Origin of the sequence: Stenotrophomonas sp. PS02301 (assembly GCF_029959485.1) — a bacterium.
Classification (GTDB): Bacteria; Pseudomonadota; Gammaproteobacteria; order Xanthomonadales; family Xanthomonadaceae; genus Stenotrophomonas; species Stenotrophomonas maltophilia_Z.
The window spans coordinates 28,035-50,245 of sequence record NZ_JASCOO010000020.1 but is presented as its reverse complement, the minus strand read 5'-3'; the positions used below and the strand labels follow the sequence as shown (position 1 = coordinate 50,245).

24 protein-coding genes are annotated in these 22,211 nt (G+C 67.6%); 9 read left to right on the top strand and 15 right to left on the bottom strand.

The annotated features are described in order from the left end of the window. Window positions 1–117 precede the first annotated feature (117 nt). Window positions 118–879, bottom strand: coding sequence for an SDR family oxidoreductase (locus QMX81_RS07900; RefSeq protein WP_152151422.1), 762 nt, complete (start codon window positions 877–879; stop codon window positions 118–120). 103 nt (window positions 880–982) lie between these two features. On the opposite strand from QMX81_RS07900, the gene QMX81_RS07895 reads away from it, so the two are divergent. The 3 genes from QMX81_RS07895 to QMX81_RS07885 all read left to right on the top strand — a co-directional run bounded on the left by QMX81_RS07895 (window position 983) and on the right by QMX81_RS07885 (window position 4,008). Beyond that, complete coding sequence (locus QMX81_RS07895) at window positions 983–1,891, top strand: LysR family transcriptional regulator (protein ID WP_282260335.1); 909 nt, start codon at window positions 983–985, stop codon at window positions 1,889–1,891. Between the two features lie 177 nt (window positions 1,892–2,068). After that, entirely contained in the window at window positions 2,069–2,848 is a 780-nt protein-coding gene (locus QMX81_RS07890) for a DeoR/GlpR family DNA-binding transcription regulator (protein WP_282260332.1), read from the top strand. Window positions 2,849–2,859: 11 nt separating this feature from the next. Continuing rightward, complete coding sequence (locus QMX81_RS07885) at window positions 2,860–4,008, top strand: MFS transporter (protein ID WP_282260329.1); 1,149 nt, start codon at window positions 2,860–2,862, stop codon at window positions 4,006–4,008. A gap of 22 nt (window positions 4,009–4,030) precedes the next feature. Here QMX81_RS07885 and QMX81_RS07880 read toward each other — a convergent pair whose 3' ends face one another. Further along, complete coding sequence (locus QMX81_RS07880; protein WP_152151417.1) at window positions 4,031–4,231, bottom strand: hypothetical protein; 201 nt, start codon at window positions 4,229–4,231, stop codon at window positions 4,031–4,033. A 175-nt stretch (window positions 4,232–4,406) separates the two neighbouring features. Here QMX81_RS07880 and QMX81_RS07875 point away from each other — a divergent pair, with 175 nt between their 5' ends. Both QMX81_RS07875 and QMX81_RS07870 read left to right on the top strand, forming a co-directional pair. Then, window positions 4,407–6,584 carry a TonB-dependent siderophore receptor gene (locus QMX81_RS07875; protein WP_282260326.1) on the top strand — a complete coding sequence of 726 codons (2,178 nt, stop codon included), beginning with the start codon at window positions 4,407–4,409 and terminating at the stop codon, window positions 6,582–6,584. A gap of 99 nt (window positions 6,585–6,683) precedes the next feature. Further along, a complete protein-coding gene (locus QMX81_RS07870; protein ID WP_282260324.1) occupies window positions 6,684–7,508 on the top strand; it encodes an isocitrate lyase/phosphoenolpyruvate mutase family protein in 825 nt (274 codons plus the stop codon). Between the two features lie 6 nt (window positions 7,509–7,514). Here QMX81_RS07870 and QMX81_RS07865 read toward each other — a convergent pair whose 3' ends face one another. Then, window positions 7,515–7,835 (bottom strand): multidrug efflux SMR transporter, encoded by a 321-nt coding sequence (locus QMX81_RS07865; RefSeq protein WP_152151411.1) that lies wholly within the window; start codon window positions 7,833–7,835, stop codon window positions 7,515–7,517. Continuing rightward, the gene (locus tag QMX81_RS07860; protein ID WP_121041074.1) at window positions 7,832–8,203 is read right to left on the bottom strand and encodes an SMR family transporter; all 372 of its coding nucleotides are present in this window, start codon (window positions 8,201–8,203) and stop codon (window positions 7,832–7,834) included. The genes QMX81_RS07865 and QMX81_RS07860 overlap by 4 nt, the downstream gene beginning before the upstream one ends. Window positions 8,204–8,336: 133 nt before the next feature. Between QMX81_RS07860 and QMX81_RS07855 the strand changes: the two genes are divergently transcribed. After that, complete coding sequence (locus QMX81_RS07855; protein ID WP_282260318.1) at window positions 8,337–9,203, top strand: LysR family transcriptional regulator; 867 nt, start codon at window positions 8,337–8,339, stop codon at window positions 9,201–9,203. On the opposite strand, the gene QMX81_RS07850 is transcribed toward QMX81_RS07855, so the two are convergent. From QMX81_RS07850 to QMX81_RS07840, 3 genes are all read right to left on the bottom strand, one after another. After that, on the bottom strand, window positions 9,176–10,102 hold the full coding sequence (locus tag QMX81_RS07850) for a M14 family metallocarboxypeptidase (protein WP_282260316.1): 927 nt from the start codon (window positions 10,100–10,102) through the stop codon (window positions 9,176–9,178). The genes QMX81_RS07855 and QMX81_RS07850 overlap by 28 nt on opposite strands. Window positions 10,103–10,202: 100 nt before the next feature. Then, a complete protein-coding gene (locus tag QMX81_RS07845; protein ID WP_282260314.1) occupies window positions 10,203–10,859 on the bottom strand; it encodes an SDR family oxidoreductase in 657 nt (218 codons plus the stop codon). 78 nt (window positions 10,860–10,937) lie between these two features. Continuing rightward, window positions 10,938–11,402: a cupin domain-containing protein gene (locus QMX81_RS07840; RefSeq protein ID WP_121036954.1), complete on the bottom strand. Its 465-nt coding sequence runs from the start codon at window positions 11,400–11,402 to the stop codon at window positions 10,938–10,940. 202 nt (window positions 11,403–11,604) lie between these two features. Between QMX81_RS07840 and QMX81_RS07835 the strand changes: the two genes are divergently transcribed. After that, window positions 11,605–12,498: a LysR family transcriptional regulator gene (locus tag QMX81_RS07835; protein ID WP_152151451.1), complete on the top strand. Its 894-nt coding sequence runs from the start codon at window positions 11,605–11,607 to the stop codon at window positions 12,496–12,498. A gap of 15 nt (window positions 12,499–12,513) precedes the next feature. Here the strand turns inward: QMX81_RS07835 and QMX81_RS07830 are convergent, their stop codons facing one another. Together QMX81_RS07830 and QMX81_RS07825 are read right to left on the bottom strand one after the other, a co-directional pair. After that, window positions 12,514–13,491 (bottom strand): zinc-binding dehydrogenase, encoded by a 978-nt coding sequence (locus tag QMX81_RS07830; protein ID WP_282260310.1) that lies wholly within the window; start codon window positions 13,489–13,491, stop codon window positions 12,514–12,516. A gap of 52 nt (window positions 13,492–13,543) precedes the next feature. Next, a complete protein-coding gene (locus QMX81_RS07825; RefSeq protein ID WP_282260307.1) occupies window positions 13,544–14,314 on the bottom strand; it encodes a hypothetical protein in 771 nt (256 codons plus the stop codon). Window positions 14,315–14,424: 110 nt separating this feature from the next. Here QMX81_RS07825 and QMX81_RS07820 point away from each other — a divergent pair, with 110 nt between their 5' ends. Together QMX81_RS07820 and QMX81_RS07815 are read left to right on the top strand one after the other, a co-directional pair. Continuing rightward, entirely contained in the window at window positions 14,425–15,771 is a 1,347-nt protein-coding gene (locus tag QMX81_RS07820) for an Nramp family divalent metal transporter (protein WP_282260305.1), read from the top strand. Window positions 15,772–15,855: 84 nt separating this feature from the next. Further along, window positions 15,856–16,689: a class I SAM-dependent methyltransferase gene (locus QMX81_RS07815; RefSeq protein WP_282260303.1), complete on the top strand. Its 834-nt coding sequence runs from the start codon at window positions 15,856–15,858 to the stop codon at window positions 16,687–16,689. 46 nt (window positions 16,690–16,735) lie between these two features. On the opposite strand, the gene QMX81_RS07810 is transcribed toward QMX81_RS07815, so the two are convergent. Genes QMX81_RS07810 through cyoB form a run of 6 tightly spaced genes read right to left on the bottom strand, consistent with a single transcriptional unit; the run spans window position 16,736 to window position 22,211 of the window. Further along, window positions 16,736–18,223, bottom strand: a complete 1,488-nt coding sequence (locus QMX81_RS07810; RefSeq protein ID WP_282260301.1) for an MFS transporter — start codon at window positions 18,221–18,223, stop codon at window positions 16,736–16,738. Then, entirely contained in the window at window positions 18,220–18,801 is a 582-nt protein-coding gene (locus tag QMX81_RS07805) for an SCO family protein (RefSeq protein WP_282260299.1), read from the bottom strand. The genes QMX81_RS07810 and QMX81_RS07805 overlap by 4 nt, the downstream gene beginning before the upstream one ends. Next, window positions 18,798–19,280, bottom strand: a complete 483-nt coding sequence (locus QMX81_RS07800; protein WP_282260298.1) for a copper chaperone PCu(A)C — start codon at window positions 19,278–19,280, stop codon at window positions 18,798–18,800. The genes QMX81_RS07805 and QMX81_RS07800 overlap by 4 nt, the downstream gene beginning before the upstream one ends. Next, window positions 19,277–19,600, bottom strand: coding sequence for a cytochrome o ubiquinol oxidase subunit IV (gene cyoD, locus QMX81_RS07795; protein ID WP_121036963.1), 324 nt, complete (start codon window positions 19,598–19,600; stop codon window positions 19,277–19,279). Before cyoD ends, QMX81_RS07800 begins: the two co-directional genes overlap by 4 nt. Further along, window positions 19,597–20,235, bottom strand: coding sequence for a cytochrome o ubiquinol oxidase subunit III (gene cyoC / locus QMX81_RS07790; RefSeq protein ID WP_152151390.1), 639 nt, complete (start codon window positions 20,233–20,235; stop codon window positions 19,597–19,599). The genes cyoD and cyoC overlap by 4 nt, the downstream gene beginning before the upstream one ends. Continuing rightward, window positions 20,232–22,211 (bottom strand): cytochrome o ubiquinol oxidase subunit I, encoded by a 1,980-nt coding sequence (gene cyoB / locus QMX81_RS07785; protein ID WP_282260294.1) that lies wholly within the window; start codon window positions 22,209–22,211, stop codon window positions 20,232–20,234. Before cyoB ends, cyoC begins: the two co-directional genes overlap by 4 nt.

Below are 22,211 nucleotides of genomic sequence, written 5' to 3'. Positions count from 1 at the left end.
TGAAACCCATCCCCATCCCCATCCCCATCCATCCCAGCGCGCGCCGTCGGGGCGCGCGCCTTCTTCCGGCCCACCGCTGCCGGCACGGCCATTGCGCGTCATCCTGGTGATGCGCCCTCAGACGAACATGCCGCCCGACGCCTCCACCCGCTGCGCATTGATCCATGCCGTCTGCGGCGACAGCAGCGCCACCGCCACCGGGCCGATGTCATCGGGCTTGCCAGGACGGCCCATCGCGGTCACCGAGGACACCATCGCGTTGACCTGCGCATCGTCGCGCACGCGGCCGCCGCCGAAGTCGGTCTCGATCGCGCCCGGGGCCAGCGTGTTGGCACTGATGCCACGTGCGCCCAGCTCCTTGGCCAGGTAACGGGTAAACACTTCGATGCCGCCTTTCATCATCGCGTAGGCCGAACTGCCCGGCAGCGAGAACCGCGCCAGCCCGCTGGACACGTTGAGGATGCGACCGCCGTCGGCGATCAGCGGCAGCACCGCCTGGGTCAGGAAGTAGGGCCCCTTCAGATGCACGGCGACCAGTGCATCGAACTGGTCGACCGTGGTGTCGGCGATCATCGCGTGCAGGCCTTCGCCGGCGTTGTTGAGCAGCCCCTGCAGATGGGACTCGCCCCAGCCCTCCAGCACGCTGCGAACCTGGCCGGCGAAGGCACCGAAGCCGGCGCTGTCGGCCATGTCCAACGGAATCGCGGCGGCACGGCGCCCCAACGCGTTGATGCGGGCGACCGCCTCCTGAGCGGCCTCGGCCTGGCTGCGGTAGGTGAGGATGATGTCGGCGCCATCGGCCGCCAGTGCGAGGGCGGCGTTGCGGCCGAGGCCACGGCTGCCGCCGGTGATCAGAACGACTCGGGTTGTCTTGCTCATGTCAATGCACCTGCCTGGGGAATGGGAGGCCAGCGTATTGGTGTTGCAGGGCTGCATAAATCGGCGGATGCTGATTTGACTGTCCATACATCACGAACAATCAATGGATCGCCTCGATCAACTGCGCTGCTTCCTGCGGGTCGCCGAACTGGGCTCGTTCACCGGCGCGGCCGACAGCCTCGGCCTGCCCAAGGCCAGCGTATCGCTGGCGGTGCAACGTCTGGAGGCGGAGGTCGGCGTACAGCTGCTGCACCGGACCACGCGCCGGGTGCAGCTCACCGCTGATGGTGCCCAGTTCCAGACCCGCGCCCACGATCTGCTGCATGACATGGACGACCTGCAGGGCATGTTCCGGGTCGATACCAGCCAGTTGAAGGGCCGCCTGCGGGTGGACATGTCCAGTGGGCTGGCCCGGCAGTTGGTGATCCCACAGCTGCCGGGCTTCCTCGCGCAGCATCCGGGGGTGGAGATCGAGCTGAGCGGTACCGACCGCCGGGTCGATCTGATCCGCGAGGGGTTCGACTGTGTGCTGCGGGTCGGCCCGCTGGATGACAACACGCTGGTGGCCCGCCCGCTGGGACGGCTGCCGATCGTCAACTGCGCCAGTCCCGCGTACCTGGCCGCGCGCGGTATACCGGTCACGCTGGATGATCTGGCCGGCCATGCGCTGGTGCACTACGTGGGCACTCTGGGCCAGCGCTCGCCCGGCTTCGAGTACCACGATGGCGAGGGCTATCGCAGCCTGCCGATGCGCGGCGCGGTGACGGTCAACAGTGGCGACGGGTATACCGCTGCGGCGCTGGCCGGACTGGGGATCATCCAGGTGCCCCGGCTGGGCGTCCGGCGCGCGCTGGCGGACGGCACGCTGGTGGAGATCCTGCCGGACTGTCTGGCCGAGCCGATGCCGGTCTCCCTTCTGTACGCCCAGCGCCGCCATCTGCCGCGCCGGGTCGCGGCGTTCATGGAATGGGCGGCCACGGTGATCCGGCCGGAGCTGCTGCCGCAGGCGTGAGAGCGCGATGCGCGCCCGATCTGAATGAAACCGCACCTTCTCGCACATTTCCGCACACATGCGCACGCGAATCGTCGTTTCGTGCTAAGGTTCGATCCAGATACAGGCGCATACGTGCACGTTCGTGCATGTTCAGGCAAGCCGCCGCCGCGCCTCCGCCCTGAACCGAGGTTACCCATGACTACCCAGGACGCCCTGCCGGGCGAGCGCCAACAGACCATCCTTCGCCTGCTGCGCGAACACGGCCGCGTGATGTCGGCCCAGCTGGCCGTCGAACTGCAGGTCTCGGAGGATTCGATCCGCCGTGACCTGCGTGAGCTGGCCGCGCAGGGTCTGTGCCGCAAGGTGCATGGCGGCGCACTGCCGGCGGCCCCGGCGTTTCCGGCGCTGGCCGAGCGCCACGAAAAGAACCATGACCGCAAGCTCGCGTTGGCCCGGATCGCCGCCGCGCAGGTGCTGCCCGGTGAGCTGGTGTTTCTCGACGCCGGTTCGACCAACAGCGTGATTGCCAGTTGCCTGCCCGCGGATCAGGGCGTGCGCGTGGTGACCAACGCCCCGGATATCGCGCTGGCCTTGATGGCGCGTCCGGGCATCGAGGTCAGCCTGGTCGGCGGCCGCGTGGACCCGCGCATCGGCGCGACCGTGGGCGCGCAGGCGCTGGAAGCGGTCGCCGCACTGCGCGTGGACGTGTGCTTTGTCGGCACCTGCGCGGTGGATGCCGACGCTGGCATCTGGGCGGTGGATGGCGAGGAAGCAACGCTCAAGCGCGCCCTGCTCGCCGCGAGCAGCCGCTGCGTGGTGGTGGCCACGAACGACAAGCTGGGTGCGCAGGCCTCGCACCGGATCGGTGATGTGGACCAGATCGATCTGCTGGTCGTCGAGGCCGACGCGCCGCCTGCACAGGTCGCCGCGTTCGAGCGTCGTGGCGTTGCTCTCCAGCGCGCCGCGCAGCACTGAGGTCCGGACCCATGTCGACACTTTCCGCGCCCTCGTCCCTCCTCGCCCGCGGCCAGCAGCACGCCACCCGCGCCGCCTTCTTCCTGCCCGGCTTCGCCACCGCCGCCTGGGCGCCGCTGGTCCCGTTCGCCAAGAACCGCACCGGTCTGGATGAAGGCTCACTCGGCCTGGTGCTGCTGTGCCTGGGCGCCGGTTCGCTGCTGGCGATGCCGATCGCGGGCATGCTCGCCGCACGCCACGGCTGCCGCGCCGTCATGATCGCCACGCTGGTGATGGTGATCGCCACCCTGCCCCTGCTGGCCATCGCGCCCTCGCCAGTGACCCTGGGCCTGGTGCTGTTCGTGTTCGGTGCCGGCGTGGGCGCCTGCGACTGCGTGATGAACATGCAGGCGATCATGGTGGAGCGCGACAGCGGCCGGCCGATGATGTCCGGCTTCCATGCCTTCTACAGCATCGGCGGTGCGGTCGGCGCCGGTGCGATGACCGCCCTGCTGGCGCTTCACCTGCCGCCGTGGCTGGTGTGCCTGCTGGCCTCGGCGGTGATGGCCGCGCTGCTGGCCATCTCGCTGCCGTACTGGCGGACCGACAAGGCACCCAGCGATGCGCCGATGTTCGCGGTGCCGCACGGCGTGGTGCTGGCGATCGGCGTGCTGTGTTTCGTGGCGTTCCTGGCCGAAGGCTCGGTGCTGGACTGGAGCGCGGTGTTCCTGCATGAAGTGCAGCACGTAGATCCCTCCCGCGCCGGCCTCGGTTATCTGGCCTTTGCCATCGCGATGACGATCACCCGGCTGGTCGGCGATGGCGTGGTGGCCAAGCTCGGCCGCCATCGTTCGATCCTGATCGGCAGCCTGGTGGCGGCATCCGGCTTCGCCCTGGCAACGTTCGCCACCTGGATGCCACTGGCACTGTGCGGCTATGCGCTGGTCGGCCTGGGCTGCGCCAACATCGTTCCGGCGCTGTTCTCGATGGCCGGCAACCAGAAGGTCATGCCAGAGAGCCTGGCCATCCCGGCGATCACCACGCTCGGCTATGCCGGTGTGTTGGCCGGCCCGGCATTGATCGGCTTCGTCGCGCAGGCCAGCAGCCTGGTGTTCGCGTTCAGCGCGGTGGCGGTGACACTGGTGCTGGTGGGGCTGTGCGCGCGGTGGGTGCGCGCCTGAGGCTGCCCACGCCGCTCAGACGCTAGCGCCCGTAACGCGCGAGGATCACCAGCGCCAGCAGCATGATCGCGCTCAGTACCAGCACCATCAGGAAGATCATGCGCCAGCGCGCGGCCTTGCCCTGTTCGCGGCGCAGGCGCTGGCGGTAGGCCGGGTCACGCAGATAACGGATGGGGCTGACCCTGAACAGCGGCGCCAACAGCAGATCGATCACCTCGAGCATGCCTGCCTCCTTGGCCCGGGCTGCGGGCGCTGCGCCAGCGTTGCATGTGGCGCGGGCCCGGGCAATGCCCCGGCCGCGATAACGCACATGATTCCCATTTGCTGTACGATCCGCCGGCTTTTTCCCAGGCGCGCACGCGCGACCTGCCCCCTGCCCGCTCCGGACCGCCGTACGCATGCACCCCCTTCCCGCACGCCCCTCTCTCGCCGCGATCGCGGCCGCCATCGGTTTGGCGATGGCCAGCGCGCCGCACTTGGCAGCAGCCCAGGTCACCCCGTCCACCGCCACGGACCTGGACACGGTCAAGGTCACCGGCAACTGGCTGGACAACCCCACCGAAGCCAAGCTGCTCGACCACCCGGGTGCGCGCAGCATCGTCGAAGCGCAGCGCATCGCCGAGAGTGGCTCGACCAGCGTGCGTGACGTGCTGCGCCAGATCCCGGGCGTGCAGGTGCAGGAAAGCAACGGCACCGGCGGCAGCGATGTGTCGCTCAATGTGGGCGTGCGCGGCCTGACCTCGCGCCTGTCGCCGCGCTCCTACGTGCTGATGGACGGCGTGCCGATGTCCTACGCGCCCTATGGCCAGCCGCAGCTGTCGCTGGCCCCGGTCGCGCTGGGCAATCTGGAATCGGTGGACGTGGTGCGCGGCGCCGGCTCGGTCCGCTACGGGCCACAGAACGTGGGCGGCATCATCAACTTCGTGACGCGCGCGATTCCGAAGGACTTCGCCGGCTCGCTGGGCTTCGCGTCGGAGATGTACGGCCAGGGTGGCAACCTGAAGACCGTCCCCAGCCTGTTCCTGGGCGGAACCACCGACGGTGGCCTCGGCGCGGCGCTGCTGTACTCCGGCACCCATGGCGACGGCTGGCGCAGCAGCAACGACAAGACCGACATCGACGATGTCCTGCTCAAGGCGTCCTATGCGCTGGGCAACGCGGGCGACCTGGCGATGTCGTTGCATCACTTCGAAGGCAGCGGGCGCATGCCCGGAGGCCTGACCACCGCCGAGTACGCGGCCGATCCGTTCCAGTCCACCCGGCCCTATGACGTGTTCAACGGGCGCCGCAGCGATGGCTCGCTGAAGTACAGCTACAGCGATGGCAGCAACAACCTCGAGGTGCTGGGTTACTACGTGGATTCCTTCCGCGGCAGCTACATCGAGCAGGACGGTAGCGGTGCCAGCAACGGCCAGCGCCGGCTCACCGCTGCCCCGCGCAGCTACCACTACCTGGGCGTGGAGCCCCGCTATTCGCGCCTGTTCACTACCGGCACCGTGGTGCAGGAAGTGAGCGTGGGCTACCGCTACCTGAAGGAGGCCAGCAGCGAGGTGGCCTCGCGCACCAGCTACTACCGCCCGAACGCTGCGGTGGCCGGCGTCGATCTGCCGCTGCTGCCCTACCAGACCAGCCGCGGCGGCACGACCGCCAACGCGTTCTACATCGATGACCGCATCGACATCGGCAACTGGACCATCACCCCGGGCGTGCGCGTGGAAGACATCCGCACCTTCAACACCGTCACCAACGTGGCCACCAGTGGCGCGGTCACCAGCGTGCTGACCCCAAGCATCGACTCGCGCGAGACCCTGCCGACGCTGTCGGTGCTGTACCGCCTGACCGATCACTGGTCGCTGTTCGCCAATGGCGGCAAGTCATTCGGCCCGCAGCAGTACAGCCAGCTGGCCTCGACCACCGAAGGCCTGCACCCGGAGTCCGCGACCACCTATGAGCTGGGCACGCACTACACCGGCAACGGCCTGAGCGGTGAGTTCACCCTGTTCAACGTCGACTTCGACAAGGAACTGCAGCTGGCCCGCTCGATCGTCGGCGAAGGCATGTGGACCGACCTGGGCGCGACCCGTCACCGCGGCGCGGAATCGGCGCTGCGCTACGAGATGGGCCAGTTCAACGACGCACTGGCCGGCCTCCAGCTCTCGATGACCTACACCTGGACCGAGGCCACCGCCCGCGCCGGTGCGTTCGCCGGCAAGGACCTGCCGTTGTACTCACGGAATGTGGGCTCGTTCGGCGCGCGTTATGCGATCGACCGCTGGACCTTCAACGCCGATGTGTTCGCCCAGTCCGGCCAGCGCTCGCCGGGCACCCCGAACCCGGGCGCCACCTATGTGACCGAGGAAGACCCGACCGGCCGCCTCGGCGACATCCCCGGCTACGCCACCGTGGCCGTGCGCGCCGGCTACGACTTCGGGCCGGAGCTGCACGATCTGAAGCTGGCGATCGGGGTCAAGAACCTGTCCGACCGCCGTTACTACACGCGCTCCACCGACAACAACGGCGGCAAGTTCGTCGGCCAGCCGCGCACGCTGTACCTGCAGGGCACGATCGCGTTCTGAGGTGCCTGCACATTGCGCGGCCCACGTGGTCGCGCAGCGCAACAAGGGCGCGGCGGCCGCTGGCGTTACCATCGGGTGACTGCTTAACGGATGCGTACCATGACGGCCCTGTCCTTCGATCCCCGCCCGCGCCGCGCGGCCTTCCGTGCACTGCATGACACGGGCTGCTTCGTGCTGCCCAATCCGTGGGATGCGGGCAGCGCACGTTACCTGCACAGTCTCGGCTTCCAGGCGCTGGCGTCGACCAGTTCCGGCTATGCGTGGAGCCAGGCCCAGGCCGATGGATCGCTGACGCTGGATGAAACACTCGCCCATCTCCATTCCCTCGCCGCTGCGACCCCGCTGCCGTTGAACGCCGATTTCGGCGATGGCTTCGGCACGCTGGACGCGGTGGGCGGCAACGTCACCCGCGCCATCGCCACCGGCGTGGCCGGCATCTCCATCGAGGACGCCAGCCCGGATCCCGCGCATCCGTTGCGCACGCTGGACGACGCGGTAGCACGGGTCCGTGCCGCGCGCCGTGCGATCGACGCGTCTGGCCAGGACGTGCTGCTGATCGGCCGCGCCGAGAACTTCTTCGTCGGCCGCCCCGACCTGGACGATGCGATCACCCGTCTGCGTGCCTATGCAGAAGCCGGTGCGGATTGCCTGTATGCGCCGGGCATCACCACCCGCGAGCAGATCGAAGCGGTGGTGGCCGCGGTGGCGCCGCGACCGGTCAACCTGCTGGTTGGCAGCGCGCTGCCGTTCACCCTGCAGGACATCGCCGGTATGGGCGTGCGCCGGGTCAGTGTCGGAGGTGCGATGGCGCGCACCGCCTGGGGCGGGATGATGCGGGCCTCGCAGCTGCTGATGGACGAGGGCCGCTTCGACGGGTTCGCCGATGCGGCCTCCGGGGCAGTGCTGAACCAGTTGTTCCGTTGATCGGGCTCAGTGACTGGACAGCACCACCACCGCACCGGTGACCAGCGCGATCCCCACCCAGCCGATCGGGCGCAGGCGGTTGCCGAACAGCGCGCGCCCGCAGAGGGCCGTGCCGATCACGCCGATGGCACCCCACATCGCATAGGCCGTGGCCAGATCCATGGTTTTGACCGCCTGGCCGAGCAGCGCGAAGGCGATCCAGACCAGCACGATCGCGGCCAAACCCCAGGCGGGCTTACGGAAGCCATCGGACTTGGCCACCATCATGTTGGCCGCGATATCGATCAGTGCCGAGCACAGCACGAAAAGGAAGGCAGTGAGGTTCATGGCGTGTGCGCCTCGCCGAGGGTGACGCAGACGATGCCGACCGCCGCCATCACCAGCCCGATCATCTGCTGCACGGACAGACTGTCCTTGAACACGACAATGCCGACCACTGTCAGCAGCGTCAGGCCCAGGCCTTCCCACACGGCGTAGGCCACGCCGACCGCAATGCCACGCACGGACAGCGCCAGGAAGTAATACGAAATGGCCAGGGCGACGGCCATCACGACATAGCCCAGATAGCCGCCATGACGGGCGGCATCGGCCATGAATGAGGTGCCGACCACTTCAGCGACGATCGCCACGGTCAGGCAGGCCCAGGCGATCAGACCGCCACGGGCACGCGGTTGTGGATGCACCTGTGTGTGCATGGAAAGCTCCTTGGATGCACCTACGTCGCTGTTGACCGGGTGATCTGTGTGATGACACCGGAGCGACGCGCCCATTATCATCGCCGTTTCCATCAGGCCAAAGATGGAATCCATCGATAAAGGCGATACATCCATGCGCTACGGCCCCGAATCCCTGCACGCCTTCGTGGAAGCGGCGGCCCTTGGCACGTTCTCCGCCGCCGCGCGGCGCCTGAAAAAGACCCAGTCGACCATCAGCACTGCGATCGCCACGCTCGAGGCCGACCTGGGCCTCACGCTGTTCGACCGCAGCGGCCGCTACCCGGTGCTGACCGAGGACGGCCGCAAGGTGCTCGGCCATGCGCAGGAAATCCTCGCTGCCGCCGACCGTCTGGAGCAGCTCAGCATCCGCTTGGCGGATGAGGTAGAGCCACGCCTGAGCCTGGTGTTTTCAGACATCTATCAGCTCAATCCGGACCAGCATCTGCTGCGCCGGTTCGAGCAGCGTTTTCCAGATATCGAACTGGAGTGGCTGGATGCTGAAGGCAGTGACGTGCTCGATGTGGTGCAGCGTGGGCGTGCCCATCTCGGGCTGATGCCGCATCAGCCGGCCTACCCGTCCGAACTGGCGGTGCGCGCCCTGCCCCTGCGCGCAGAGATGGCGGTGTTTGTTGCCGCCGGTCATCCGCTGGCCGCACTGCACGCGCCGGAAGAATCCCACCTGGCCAGCCACCGCCAGATCTGCCTGAGCGGCGATAAGGCACGCGAAGGCCACGCGCGCGGGCGCACGTGGTCGGCCTCGGACTATTTGATGGTGCTGGAGATGGCCGAGGATGGCTTCGGATGGGCCGAACTACCGCGTGCGCTGGTGGCGCGGTACGGCAGGGGCATGCTGGTGGAGCTGCCCCTGCCCGGCTGGCCGCGGCTGGTCTCCATGGATGCGGTATGGCACAAAGGCGCGCCGCTGGGGCCAGCGGCGCTGTGGTTGCTGGATCAGTTTCTGGGGGCAGCCAACGCGTAATCGATCGCCGCGCAGATCGCCGCCACCTGGGCGTCATTGCACTGCTGCGGGGTGGCGCGCGGGCTGTCCGGATACACCTCGGTCGTGGTGGTGTAGCTCGCGCCGCTGACGCTGGCGCACAGGCCCAGCTTTTCCAGCGGGTACTCGATCACCCCGGGGGCGACCACCGGGGAACCGATGATCTCGCCCTTCTCGTCGGCCGGCGCGATGTGGGTCACCCGCTCCACCGCCGCATTGACCGCGGTCTGGAACGCAGGCTGCGGGTTCTCGCTGTCATCGACAAGATAGAAACCATCGGGAATCAGCCCCGGCTCGAACGGCTTGCCGTCGCGTGCGGCCAGGGCCGGGCGGAACTCGGTTTCATCCGTGTCGGTCGTTTCGTGCAGGTCGATATGCATCGCGATGCTGCCGCGCAGCGGCGCGACGAGGGCCATCAGCGCCGCGGACTCGGCCGCCGGGCTGTTGGCCATGAACGAGCGGTTCGGATCGATCGCATCGGCGTTCCAGCGCTGGATGCGCTCGTAACCCCACGGGCTGACGCAGGGCACCACCAGCAGATTGGCGCGCCCGGCATACTCCGCTGCGCGGGTCTGCAGGAACTGCAGTGCGCCCTGCACGCCGCTGGTTTCGTAGCCATGGATGCCGCCGGTGACCAGCATCGTCGGCAACGCCGGATTCCAGTCGCGGCTGCGCACCGCGAACAGCGGGTACTGGTCCGGCGCGTAATCCAGCGTGCCGTACTGGCTCACATCGAACGCATCGCGCAGCGCGTCGACCGCTGGCAGGACATCATCGGCATAACGCCGTTGCGGCACCTGGCGGGCACGCCACTGCGCCTTCTCCGCTGCGCCCCAGGGCTGGCCGGGGGTGCCGATGGGATAGAAGGGGGCATTGGTCATGGCGTGCTCGTCTGTGTTGCGGGTGGAAAGGTGATTTTACCATTGCCGCCCACCCGGACTCCCACCTCCCACCTCCCGCTTACCGCTTACCGCTTACCGCTTACCCTCGGCCAAGCTGCGCGATCGCCTCATCGACCGGCTGATCGCCGTCGGTCAACTCGATGATCGTGTGCCGCAGCTTCGGATGTTCCACCAGCGCCACCAACGCGGCAGCCACATCCGCGCGCGGGATATCGCCATAGGCGATCGCCGGGCCGGCCGTGACGCGGCCCGTGCCTGCTGCATCTTTCAAGGTGCCCGGGCGCAGGATCACCCAGTCCAGATCGGTCGCGGCCAGATACACATCGGCGCGCTTCTTGACCGTCATGTAATTCTCGAAGCCCTCACCCATGCCCTTGTTGCGGCCGGCTTCCGGGAATGCCGAGACCAGCAGGAAGCGGCGCACGCCCGCCTGCCGGGCGGCATCCACCGCCAGTTCAAGACCACGGCCGTCGATGGCGTTGGTCACTTCCACCCCTGCGCCACCGGCACCGGCCGTGAAAACAACCACGTCACTGCCGCGCATCTGGCCGGCCAGCGTGTCCACGTCGGTGGCGGTGAGATCACCGGTGACCGGCGTTGCACCCAGGTCGCTCAGTTCAGCGGCCTGCTCGGCGCGTCGATGCAGCGCACGTACGTGATGCTGCTTGTCGGCCAACTGCTTGACCAGATGACGGCCGACCTTGCCGGCCGCGCCAACGATGAAGACAGTGCTCAAGACGGTTCTCCTGTTTCAATCCGCCTGTGAGGGTACGCAGGTGGATGTGACCCGGCCGTCCCCATCGCGGGGCGTGGTTCAGTTGCCGCTGTACTGCGCGTCGCTGACCTGCTCCATCCACGTCACCGGTGAGCCATCGACTGCTTCGGCGATCGCGATATGGGTCATTGCGGTGGCCGCTTTCGCGCCATGCCAATGCTTGACGCCCGGCGGGATCCAGACGATGTCGCCCGGGCGGATCTCCCGCACGGGTTTGCCCCATTCCTGCACGCTGCCCACCCCTGCGGTGACGATCAGGGTCTGACCCAGTGGATGGGTATGCCACGCGGTGCGTGCGCCGGGCTCGAAGGTGACCGTGGCCCCGCCGACGCGCGCAGGCGCATCGGTCTGGAACGGTGCATCGATGCGCACACGGCCGGTGAAGTAGTCCGCCGGGCCGGCCGCCGAAGGGGCGGTACCGGCACTGGTGATGCGGATGGGCGCGGTCTCGGCGGGTACGGTGGCCACCATGGAAAGCGACAGTGCTGCGGTGAACAGGTCCATGGAGCGATCTCCTGTGGGGAGCGGCGGTTCGCGCCGCCGGGAGGGTCACTGTAGGCCTGCCCCCGCGCGGGCACTAGCCGCCCCGATCGGCATGCAGCCATGACCGCAGCTCATCAATCACGAAACAAAGCCGCTTGAGTTCATCAGTCCGCCGCCCTCATCATGGGCGCGCATGACTGCCATGCGCTCTTGGCCCCGCCTCATGGCCCGCGAGAACTTCAACGATCTGCAGGTGTTCGTCACCGTCGCGCGCGAGCGCAGCTTCACCCGTGCGGCCGCGCAGTTGGGTGTCTCGCAGTCCGCACTCAGCCACACGGTGCGCGGGCTGGAAGAGCGCCTCGGGGTGCGCCTGCTGACCCGCACCACGCGCAGCGTCTCGATGACCGAGGCCGGCGAGCGGCTGTACGAGACCGTCGCACCGCGCATGCAGGAGATCGAGGCCGAGGTCGCCGCGATCAGCGAGTACCGTGACCGGCCCGCTGGCACGATCCGCATCACCACGGCCGAGCATGCCGCCAACACGCTTGTGTGGCCCCGGCTGTCCGCCGTGCTGCCCGCCTACCCCGACCTGCATGTGGAACTGACCATCGACTATGGCCTGGCCGACATCGTCGCCCAGCGCTACGACATCGGCATCCGCCTGGGAGGCCGCGTGGCCAAGGACATGATTGCCGTGCCGATCAGCCCGCCGCTGCGCATGGCGATCGTGGCCAGCCCGGCCTACTTCGCCACGCATGCCGCGCCGCAGCTGCCGGCCGACCTGGCCGCGCACAACTGCATCGGGCTGCGCCTGCCCACCCACGGCGGGCTGATGGTGTGGGATCTGGAGAAGGACGGCGAGGAAGTGAACGTGCGCGTGGATGGTCAGTGGACCTTCAACGGCAGCAGCGCGATCCATCGTGCCGCACTCGTTGGTGCGGGCCTGGCCTATCTGCCCGAGGACATGGTGCGCGATGACATCGCCGCCGGCACCTTGCGGCGTGTCATGGAGGACTGGTGCGACCCGTTCGACGGGTACTACGCCTACTATCCCAGCCGCCGGCAATCCTCGAGCGCCATGAAGGTCGTGATCGAGGCGTTGCGCGCAGGCCGGTAGAACCGACCGTGTACATCAGGGACGCAGCAGCACCTTGCCGTTGCGGCCCGGCTCCAGGCTGGCCTTGGCGGCAGCGGCCACCTCGTCCAGACCGAACACGCCGTCCACCGGCAGGCTCAATCCACCGCGCGCGGCCAGCTGCAGCAGTTCGCCAACGAGGCGACGCTTGTCCTCCGGCGCCATCGCCTGGCTGACCTTGCTGCCCCAGAACCCCTTCACCGTCGCCTGCTTGAAGATCACATCGCCCGAACTGAGCTGCATCGGCTCCCCGGTCATGGAGCCGAACGAGACCAGCGTGCCGCCATCGCCCAGCAGCGTCATCAGCTCGCTGCTGGCGCGTCCGCCAACCGAATCCACGGCGGCGGCGATCGAGGCCTTGCCGACCTTGGCCTGCACGTGGGCCATCCAGTCCGACTGCGCGGTGGAGATGGTGTGGTCGATGCCGAGCTCAGCCATTTCTGCCACGCCGGCATCGCGCCGCACCAGGTTGATGCAGTGCACCCCACGCGCCTTGGCCAGCATCGCCAAGGCCTTGCCGACCGCGCCATTGGCCGCGTTCTGGAGGATCCACTGGCCTTCCTTCACCTGCAGGAATTCCAGCAGCATCAGGGCACTGAGCGGCATGGCGATGAGCTGCGCGGCCGTGTTGTCATCGATGCTGTCCGGCATGGGGATGACCATGCGCGCCGGCGCGATGAAGTATTCGGCCCAGGTGCCATGCACCGAGGCGGCGCTGACCCGCTGGCCGATCTTCAGGCCCTCGACGCCCTCGCCCAGCGCCTCGATCACACCGGTGCCTTCGCTGCCGCCGACCGCAGGCAGCTCGGGCTTGTAGCCGTACTGGCCACGCACGGTCCACAGGTCGTGGTTGTGGATGGGCGCCAGGACGGTACGGATCCGCACCTCACCGGCCGCGGGGGTCGGCTGCGGCACATCGCCGCCGTGCAGGACCTGGGTCGGATCGCCAAAGGCGGTGTGGACGGCAGCGCGCATCAGCAGCGCTCCTTCATCACGATGTTCATGGGGGTGTCTCCTGCAGAAAGAATCAACGGCGATGACGGTGGGCGGCGGCGATCGCGCGCGGCTGGCGGTATGCGCGTACGCGCAGCCAGACCGTCTGGATCACCACGATGATGATCAGCACCAGCGCCAGGGTGGCGATGTTGGCCGCGCCCGGCAGGTCCCAGCCGGACTGTTTGACGTACATGCCGGCCAGCGCCCAGATGACGGCGGCTGGATAGGCGAAATGCCCGCGAAGCAGCTGGTTGACCACCAGCACCAGCAGCGTGGCCAGGACCAGCAGCACCAGGCTCCAGCCGAGCATGTTGTCCGTCGGCAGCCAGCCGTAGGCGACGATCACCTGGGCGGTATTGAGGTAGGCCGCCAACGACAGCCAGCCGGCGTGCAGGCCCAGCGGGTACGCCGCCCAGGCACGCTGCCCGCCCGGGGCGGTGATCGGCGAGGCGCGGTAGGCGGCCACGATCAGGCAGAGCAAGGCGGCCCAGATGATGGCCAGCGCCGGCAGGAACCACTGGTTGGAGAACACCGGCATCCAGACGGCGGTCAGCGCGAAGCCCGCCGCGGCCCACGGGCGCACGCCGGTGATGTCCGGCTTGCGCAGGCGCAGCTGCCAGAACCCGAACAGCACATCCCACAGGAAGATCAGGCCCCAGATCGCGAAGGCGTACCCGGCAGCGACCAGCAACGTGGGGTACTGGTCGGAGACTGCACCGTTGGTCGGGCCGAACATGCCGGTCTGTGAGAACCACGCCACCACGGGCATGGCCAATGCGGCCAACAACACGATCCAACGCATGCACCCACTCCAGCTGAAAAGAGCGGTGACGATACGCGGTTCAGGGTTAAGGCGTTGGGATGCCTCAGATTGCAAAGCCTTACTAACATAGCCTCTGCTATATTGCGGCCGTGGACAGTCAACGCCGCCCCGAGAGCTCCCCCGCCTGGCCGTCGTCGGCCGGGCATACGCCCAGCCTGGGCGAGATGAACGCCAGCGTCGCGGTGCCTACGGGTGGACATTGGTGGTTCCGCCTGCTGGCCTTCCTCGGCCCGGGCTACATGATTTCGGTCGGCTACATGGACCCCGGCAACTGGGCCACCGATATCGCGGGCGGTGCGCAGTTCGGCTATCTGCTGCTCTCGGTGATCCTGCTCTCCAACCTGATGGCGATCGTGCTGCAGGGGCTGTCGGCACGCCTGGGCATCGCGACCGGGCGTGATCTGGCGCAGGCCTGCCGGGACCACTACTCACGCCCGGTGAACCTCGGCCTGTGGCTGCTGTGCGAGATCGCGATCATCGCCTGCGACCTGGCCGAGGTGATCGGCACCGCGATCGCCTTGAAGCTGCTGTTCAGCATCCCGCTGCTGGCCGGCGCGATCATCACGGCGGTAGACGTGGTGCTGGTGCTGCTGCTGATGAACCGCGGCTTCCGCGCCCTGGAGGCGTTCGTGATCGCGCTGCTGCTGGTGATTTTCGGTTGCTTTGCGATCCAGATGGTCATCGCTGCGCCGCCGCTGCAGGCGGTGCTCGCCGGGTTCATTCCGCACGCGCAGGTGGTGACCGACCCCAAGGCGCTGTACCTGGCGATCGGCATCATCGGTGCCACCGTGATGCCGCACAATCTGTACCTGCACTCCTCCATCGTGCAGACCCGCGCTTATCCGCGCACCGATGCCGGACGCCGCAGTGCGCTGCGATGGGCGGTGACGGACAGCACCATCGCGTTGATGCTCGCGCTGTTCATCAATGCCTCGATCCTGATCCTGGCCGCCGCCGTGTTCCATGCGCAGGGCCGTACCGACGTGCAGGAGATCGAGCAGGCGTATGAGCTGCTGGCGCCGATGCTCGGCGTCGGGCTGGCCTCGACCCTGTTCGCGGTCGCCCTGCTCGCCTCGGGCATCAACTCCACCGTGACGGCGACGCTGGCCGGCCAGATCGTGATGGAGGGTTTCCTGCGCCTGCGGATCGCCCCGTGGGCACGGCGCTTGATCACCCGCGGCATCGCGATCGTGCCGGTGGTGGTGGTCACCGCGATCTATGGGGAGCAAGGCACCGCGCGATTGCTGGTGCTGAGCCAGGTACTGCTCTCGATGCAGCTGCCGTTCGCGGTGGTGCCGCTGGTGCGGTTCGTCTCGGACAAGGCCAAGATGGGGGCGCTGGTGGCGCCACGCTGGCTGATCGTCCTGTCCTGGCTGATCGGCGGCATGATCATCGTGTTGAACGTGAAGCTGTTGGTGGATGTGTGGCGGGGCTGAGCGGTGGCACTTGACCTCAACGTTGGTTGAGGTGGCACAGTGCAGCCTCCTTATTCCACTGGCAACGCCAGATCGAGCCCTGTAATGACCGACACCTCGCAGCACGCGTTATGGAATGGCCCGGCCGGTGAGGCCTGGGTGGAGGCGCAGCGCATTCTCGATCAGATGTTCACGCCGCTGGCCACTCACCTGCTCGATGCCATCGCGCCGGGTACCGATGCCCAGGTGCTGGATGTGGGCTGCGGGACCGGCGCGGTGGCGCTGGCCATTGCCGGGCGGCTGGGTCCGGAGGCACACGTCACCGGGGTCGACATCTCGGCCCCGATGATCGCCTTGGCGCGTGAACGCGCGCAGCGCGCCGGGCTGGCAGTGGACTTCATCGTCGCCGATGCGCAGCAGCATGCGTTCGCACCCGGGAGTCTGGACCGGATCGTGTCGCGCTTTGGCGTGATGTTCTTCGATGACCCGGTGCAGGCCTTCGGTCAGTTGCAGCGCGCCGCCAAACGCGGCGGCGTGCTGCAGGCGCTGGCCTGGCGCGGTCCGGACGAGAACGCGTTCATGACCACCGCCGAGCGCGCCGCGGCACCCTGGCTGAGCTTGCCACCTCGCCAGCCCGGGGCACCGGGTCAGTTTGCGTTTGCCGACCAGGCCCGGGTCGAGCAGATCCTGAGGGACAGCGGCTGGGAGGATATCGAGCTGCTGCCGCTGGATGTGGTGTGCCGCATCGAACGCGCGGATCTGGCAACGTACGTTTCGCTGCTGGGACCGGTCGGGAGCGCGCTGCGAAACGGCGACCTTGTCGCGGACGTCCGAACGCAGGTGATCGACGCGGTGCTGCGTGCGTTCGAGCCGTTCGTCGACGGCGATTCAGTGACGTTCACTGCCGCCTGCTGGGACGTGCGCGCCCGCGCGTGGTGACCGCCGGCCGGATCCACGCCCTGCGCGGACGCCACCTTCGGACTGTCTAGCGCCTGGCCATCAGCGTGCTGGTCAGCAGCATCGCTACCAGCGCCATCGCCGCCGCGGTCACGAATGCATACGCCGCGCCATCGGCATACGCCTGGCGCGCCAGCAGTGTCAGGGTGTCGTGTGCCGCCCCGGACACGGACAGCTCGCCGACCACCACGCGCTCGATCAGCGCCGGCGACCCTGTCTGCCCTGCCTCGCTCAGCGCCCCGCGGGCGGCGTCGCGTACGTGGCTGGACAACACCGCGCCCAGCGTGGCGAACCCGATCAGGATGCCGGAGAAGCGCGCGGTGGTGCTGATGCCGGAGGCCATGCCGGCGCGGTCCGGCGGGATCACGCTCATGATGGCCTTCTGTGTTTCGCCGTTGAGCAGGCCACCGCCACTGCCGAGCACGGCCATCGCCAGCAGCAGGCCGGAATCGCTGTGTTGCCACAGCGCCACCGCGATACCCAGGTTGCCGATCACGGCAACGCCCAGGCCCAGCGCCAGGATCCGACCGGGCGCCCACCGCGTCCCCAGCCGGCGCCCCGCGAACGGGAGCAGCAGCATCGCCAGCGCGAACGGCAGCATGTGCATGCCGGCCTGCAGCACGCTGTCACCGCGGGCGTTCTGCAGCAACAACGGCAGCAACGAAGCCATCACCTGCACGCAGGCGGCGTAGGCGAACATCGCCAGCACCGCGCCCACCAGTGCAGGCGCACGGAACAGGCGCAGATCCAGCATGGGCTGGGCACGGCGCTGCTCGACCACGATGAAGCCCGCGCCCAACGCGGTGCCGGCCAGCAGCCACGGCAGCACCGCGCCACTGCCCCAGCCCTCCACGGGGCCACGGATCAGCGCCCAGGTCCAGGACAGCATGCTGCCGGCGAACAGCAGCACGCCCGGCACATCGATGCGGCGGCTGACCGGATCGCGCGACTCGGGCACGAAGGCCCAGCTCAGGCTCGCCAGCAGCAGGCACAGCGGAAGGTTGATATGGAAGGCCCAGCGCCAGCCAAACCAGGTGGCGATGGCGCCGCCGATCAGTGGTGCGAGCACCATGGTCAGGCCCATGATCGCGCCCCAGATCGCCCACGCGCGCGCGCGTGATGTCGGGGTCTGGTGCGCATGGCCGATCAGCGACAGCGCTGGCGCCAGCATGAAGGCTGCGGCAGCGCCCTGCCCGGCCCGGGCCAGGTACAAGGCCATGGCGGTGCCGGCGATACCGCACGCGACCGAGGTCAGCGCGAACAGGCTCAGGCCGATCAGGAACAGGCGTCGACGCCCGATCCGGTCGGCCAGGGTGCCGGCGGGCAGCAGCAGCGAGGCGAAGCACAGCACATAGGCACTGACCACCCATTCGATGTCTGCGAACGAGGCGGACAGATCGCGGGCGATGGTCGGCAGGACCACGCCGACCACGTTGGTATCGAGCACGGTGAGCGCACAGCCAGCCGAGCCGAGCAGCAGGACGAAGTCCGCGCGGTCCGCGCCGGCCCGGCTCATGGCCGCGCGATCCCTCCCGCCACCGCCAGCCGCACGCGCAGCTTCTCGACGATGTCCCGTTCGTTCATTGCATAGCCGTAGACATCCTGCAGCTGCCCGTCAGCGCCGAGCAGGAACCACGAGGCGGTGTGCTCGAAGGTGGCCATGTAGCCCTCACCCACGCGCCGGTAGCTCACGCCCAGGCTTTCGGCGATGGCGCGGGTACCGGGTTCGTCAGCGGCCAGGCCCAGGAACGTGGTATCGAAGGCCGCCAGATACTCGCGCAGGTGCGCAGGCGTATCGCGCTGCGGATCGACGGTGACGAAGGCCACCTGCAGCTGCGCTGCCGCCGGGCCCAGCAGCTGCTTGATCTGAACCGCCTTGACCAGGCTCAGCGGGCACACTTCGGGGCAATGGGTGAAGCCGAAGAACAGCAGGGTCGGCTTGCCCTGCAGATCGCGAATGGCGAGCGTGCGCCCGTCGCTGCTCTCAAACTTGACCGCCCCCAGTGCCGCCTGGCCCATCACCGGCGCCTGGCCGTCGGCGCAGCCGCCCAGCAGCGCCAGCGTGAGCAGGCCCGTGGCTGCCCAGCGGGTCACTTCACCGCTCCGTGCGTCACCAGGCCATCGCGCACACTGAACTCCACCACCTGCGCTGCGCTGCGGGCAAACTGCAGCGTCACCCGCACCGTCTGGCCGGCCGACACCGGCCGCTTCGGCTTCAGCAGCATCAGGTGGTATCCCCCGGGCTGCAGCGCGACGGTCTGGCCCTCCGGCAAGGCCAGGCCATCGGGCAGCGCTTCCATGCGCATCACTTCCCCGTCCATGCGCATGGCATGGATCTGCACCTCGGCAAACGCCGGGGACGCGGCTGACAGCAGCCGGTCCTCACCGCCGCCGTTATGCAGCTGCACGTACCCGGCGGCTACATTCGCCGCCGGCGGTGGCAGGCGCACCCACGCATCGCTGACCGACACCGTTGCCGCGGTGTGGGCCTGCGCGGCCGCAGCCACCACCGGCATCACGGAACACGTCAACAGCAGCCCGGCAGCCAGGACACCCGAGCGTGACCAGCTCATGGCGCGGCCGACATCTGCATCGGCATCATGTTGAGGTTGGCGTTGTGCATCACCCACAGCGAACCGGCCACCACGATGGCGATCAGGAACGCGGTGCACAGGAAGATGCCGGTGTTCTCGCGCTGGCTGCGCCCTGCCCCGATATGCAGGAACAGCACCAGCTGGGCGACCAGCTGCACCACGCACAGCACCACGATGGCGGTCAGCCGCAGCGGCTGCGGCACCAGATCGGTCATGACCACGCCGAACGAGGCGCCGGTGAGCACCAGGCACAGCAGCAGGCCGAGGATGTAGCCCTTCAGAGTGGCGTGGCCGCTCATACAAACTCCCTCAGGTAGACGAAGGTGAACACACAGATCCAGATCAGATCCAGGAAGTGCCAGAACAGGCTCAGGCAGGCCAGGCGGCGCCGCACGATGCCGTCCAGGCCGAACGTCAGCACCTGGTGGATCATGATCGCCAGCCACAGCAGGCCGAAGGTGACGTGCAGGCCGTGGGTGGCCACCAGCGTGAAGTACGCCGAGAGGTAGGCACTCACATCCGGGGTGGCGCCTTCATGGATCAGCTCGGCGAACTCATACAGCTCCATGCCGATGAAGACCGCGCCGAGCACGCCGGTCACGGCCAGCCAGCCCACCACCTGGTTGCGTTTGCCGGCCTGCATGCCGAGCATCGCCAAACCGAAGGTGAAGCTGCTCAGCAGCAGCACCACCGTTTCGGAGAGCACGAAGCCGAGCTTGAACAGGTCCTTGCCGCTGGGGCCATCGGCCGTTCCGTTGAGCAGCACGCCGAAGGTGGCGAACAGCACCGCGAAGATCAGGCAGTCGCCCATCAGGTACATCCAGAACCCGACGACGGTCTTGTTGCCGTCGTCGTGGTGCTCGTGGGCGTGGTCGTGATGACCGGCCGCGAGCTGCCCGTGCTGCGTGGCAGCGGTCAGGGTATCGCCGCTCATGCCTTGGCTCCTTCCATCTGCGTGAAGTGCGCCTCTTCGATGCGCTTCACCTCGGCGGCGGGCACGTAATAGTCCACATCACGGTCATACGAGCGCAGCACGAAGGTCGCGATCACACCGATCAGGCCGATGCCGGCCAGCGCCCACATGTGCCAGACCAGGGCGAAGCACAGCACCAGGCTGAACACCGAGATCACCACACCCGACGCGGTATTGCGCGGCATGTGGATGTCCTCGTAGGTGTCCTGGCGTTGCCAGGCCCGGCCGTGCTGCTTGTCGTCCCAATGCTGCTCCAGCGAGGTGATCGCCGGGAGCTTGGCGAAGTTGTAGAACGGCGGTGGCGAGGACGTGGCCCACTCCAAGCTGCGCGCATTCCACGGGTCGCCGGTGAGGTCCATGTTGGCCTTGCGGTCACGCACGCTGACATAGAACTGGATGAACATCGCGGCGATACCGGCGGCGATCACCAGCGCACCGATGGCGGCCACGATCAGCCACGGCTGGTAACCCTCCACCCCGTAGTGGTTCATGCGGCGGGTCATGCCCTTGAAGCCCAGCACGTACAGCGGCATGAAGGCCAGATAGAAGCCGACCAGCCAGCACCAGAACGAAATCTTGCCCCAGCGCTCGTTGAGGGTGAAGCCAAAGGCCTTCGGGAACCAGAAGCTGATGCCGGCCAGGCAGCCGAACACCACGCCGCCGATGATCACGTTATGGAAGTGCGCGATCAGGAACAGGCTGTTGTGCAGCACGAAATCCGCACCCGGGATCGCCAGCATCACGCCGGTCATGCCACCCAGCGCGAAGGTGACCATGAAGCCGATGGTCCACATCGTCGAGGAGTGGTAACGGATCCTGCCGCGGTACATGGTGAACAGCCAGTTGAACAGCTTCACCCCGGTGGGGATCGAGATGATGGAGGTCATGATGCCGAAGAAGGCATTGACGTTCGCACCCGAGCCCATGGTGAAAAAGTGGTGCAGCCACACAAAGAACGACAGGATGCCGATCGACGAGGTGGCATAGACCATCGAGCGGTAGCCGAACAGCGGCTTGCCCGAGAACGTAGCGATGATCTCCGAGAACGCGCCGAAGCACGGCAGGATCAGCACGTAGACTTCCGGGTGGCCCCAGATCCAGATCAGGTTGACGTACATCATGGCGTTGCCGCCGGCGTCATTGGTGAAGAAATGCATCCCGAAATAGCGATCCATGGTCAGCAGCGCCAGGGTCGCGGTCAGCACCGGGAAGATCGCCACGATCAGGATGTTGGTGATCAATGCGGTCCAGGTGAACACCGGCATCTTCATCAGGTCCATGCCCGGCGCACGCATCTTGAGGATGGTGACGATGAAGTTCAGGCCGGTCAGCGTGGTGCCGATGCCGGAGACCTGCAATGACCAGATGTAGTAGTCCACGCCCACCGTGGGGCTGTACTCGATGCCGGACAGCGGCGGATACGCCACCCAGCCGGTCGCGGCGAAATCGCCGACGAACATCGACAGCATCACCAGCACCGCGCCCACCGCCGACAGCCAGAAGCTGAGCGAGTTGACGAACGGGAATGCCACGTCGCGCGCGCCGATCTGCAGCGGCACCACGATGTTCATCAGGCCCACGATGAGCGGCGTGGCCACGAAGAAGATCATGATCACGCCGTGCGCGGTGAAGATCTGGTCGTAGTGTTCCGGCGGCAGGTAGCCGGCGCTGTCATTGGCGGCGATGGCCTGCTGGGCACGCATCATCAGCGCATCGGCGAAGCCACGCACCAGCATGACCAGGGCCAGGATGATGTACATCACGCCGATTTTCTTGTGGTCCACCGAGGTGATCCACTCGGTCCAGAGGTAGCCCCACTTCTTGTAGTACGTGATGGCCGCGACGATCGCCACGCCCAGCAGCAGCGAGCCCACCAGCGCCGACATGATGATCGGGTCGTGGTAGGGAATCGCTTCGAGGTTCAACTTTCCAAGCAC

Excerpts from the sequence above, each read along its gene's own strand:
- QMX81_RS07860 (WP_121041074.1), bottom strand. The coding sequence starts at position 8,203 with ATGCACACACAGGTGCATCCACAACCGCGTGCCCGTGGCGGTCTGATC.
- QMX81_RS07895 (WP_282260335.1), top strand. The coding sequence starts at position 983 with ATGGATCGCCTCGATCAACTGCGCTGCTTCCTGCGGGTCGCCGAACTG.
- QMX81_RS07825 (WP_282260307.1), bottom strand. The coding sequence starts at position 14,314 with ATGCGTTGGATCGTGTTGTTGGCCGCATTGGCCATGCCCGTGGTGGCG.
- QMX81_RS07900 (WP_152151422.1), bottom strand. The coding sequence starts at position 879 with ATGAGCAAGACAACCCGAGTCGTTCTGATCACCGGCGGCAGCCGTGGC.
- QMX81_RS07875 (WP_282260326.1), top strand. The coding sequence starts at position 4,407 with ATGCACCCCCTTCCCGCACGCCCCTCTCTCGCCGCGATCGCGGCCGCC.
- QMX81_RS07810 (WP_282260301.1), bottom strand. The coding sequence starts at position 18,223 with ATGAGCCGGGCCGGCGCGGACCGCGCGGACTTCGTCCTGCTGCTCGGC.
- QMX81_RS07865 (WP_152151411.1), bottom strand. The coding sequence starts at position 7,835 with ATGAACCTCACTGCCTTCCTTTTCGTGCTGTGCTCGGCACTGATCGAT.
- cyoC (WP_152151390.1), bottom strand. The coding sequence starts at position 20,235 with ATGAGCGGCGATACCCTGACCGCTGCCACGCAGCACGGGCAGCTCGCG.
- QMX81_RS07815 (WP_282260303.1), top strand. The coding sequence starts at position 15,856 with ATGACCGACACCTCGCAGCACGCGTTATGGAATGGCCCGGCCGGTGAG.
- QMX81_RS07840 (WP_121036954.1), bottom strand. The coding sequence starts at position 11,402 with ATGGACCTGTTCACCGCAGCACTGTCGCTTTCCATGGTGGCCACCGTA.
- QMX81_RS07850 (WP_282260316.1), bottom strand. The coding sequence starts at position 10,102 with ATGACCAATGCCCCCTTCTATCCCATCGGCACCCCCGGCCAGCCCTGG.
- QMX81_RS07835 (WP_152151451.1), top strand. The coding sequence starts at position 11,605 with ATGGCCCGCGAGAACTTCAACGATCTGCAGGTGTTCGTCACCGTCGCG.
- QMX81_RS07890 (WP_282260332.1), top strand. The coding sequence starts at position 2,069 with ATGACTACCCAGGACGCCCTGCCGGGCGAGCGCCAACAGACCATCCTT.
- QMX81_RS07870 (WP_282260324.1), top strand. The coding sequence starts at position 6,684 with ATGACGGCCCTGTCCTTCGATCCCCGCCCGCGCCGCGCGGCCTTCCGT.
- QMX81_RS07855 (WP_282260318.1), top strand. The coding sequence starts at position 8,337 with ATGCGCTACGGCCCCGAATCCCTGCACGCCTTCGTGGAAGCGGCGGCC.
- QMX81_RS07830 (WP_282260310.1), bottom strand. The coding sequence starts at position 13,491 with ATGCGCGCTGCCGTCCACACCGCCTTTGGCGATCCGACCCAGGTCCTG.
- QMX81_RS07800 (WP_282260298.1), bottom strand. The coding sequence starts at position 19,280 with ATGAGCTGGTCACGCTCGGGTGTCCTGGCTGCCGGGCTGCTGTTGACG.
- QMX81_RS07880 (WP_152151417.1), bottom strand. The coding sequence starts at position 4,231 with ATGCTCGAGGTGATCGATCTGCTGTTGGCGCCGCTGTTCAGGGTCAGC.
- cyoD (WP_121036963.1), bottom strand. The coding sequence starts at position 19,600 with ATGAGCGGCCACGCCACTCTGAAGGGCTACATCCTCGGCCTGCTGCTG.
- QMX81_RS07885 (WP_282260329.1), top strand. The coding sequence starts at position 2,860 with ATGTCGACACTTTCCGCGCCCTCGTCCCTCCTCGCCCGCGGCCAGCAG.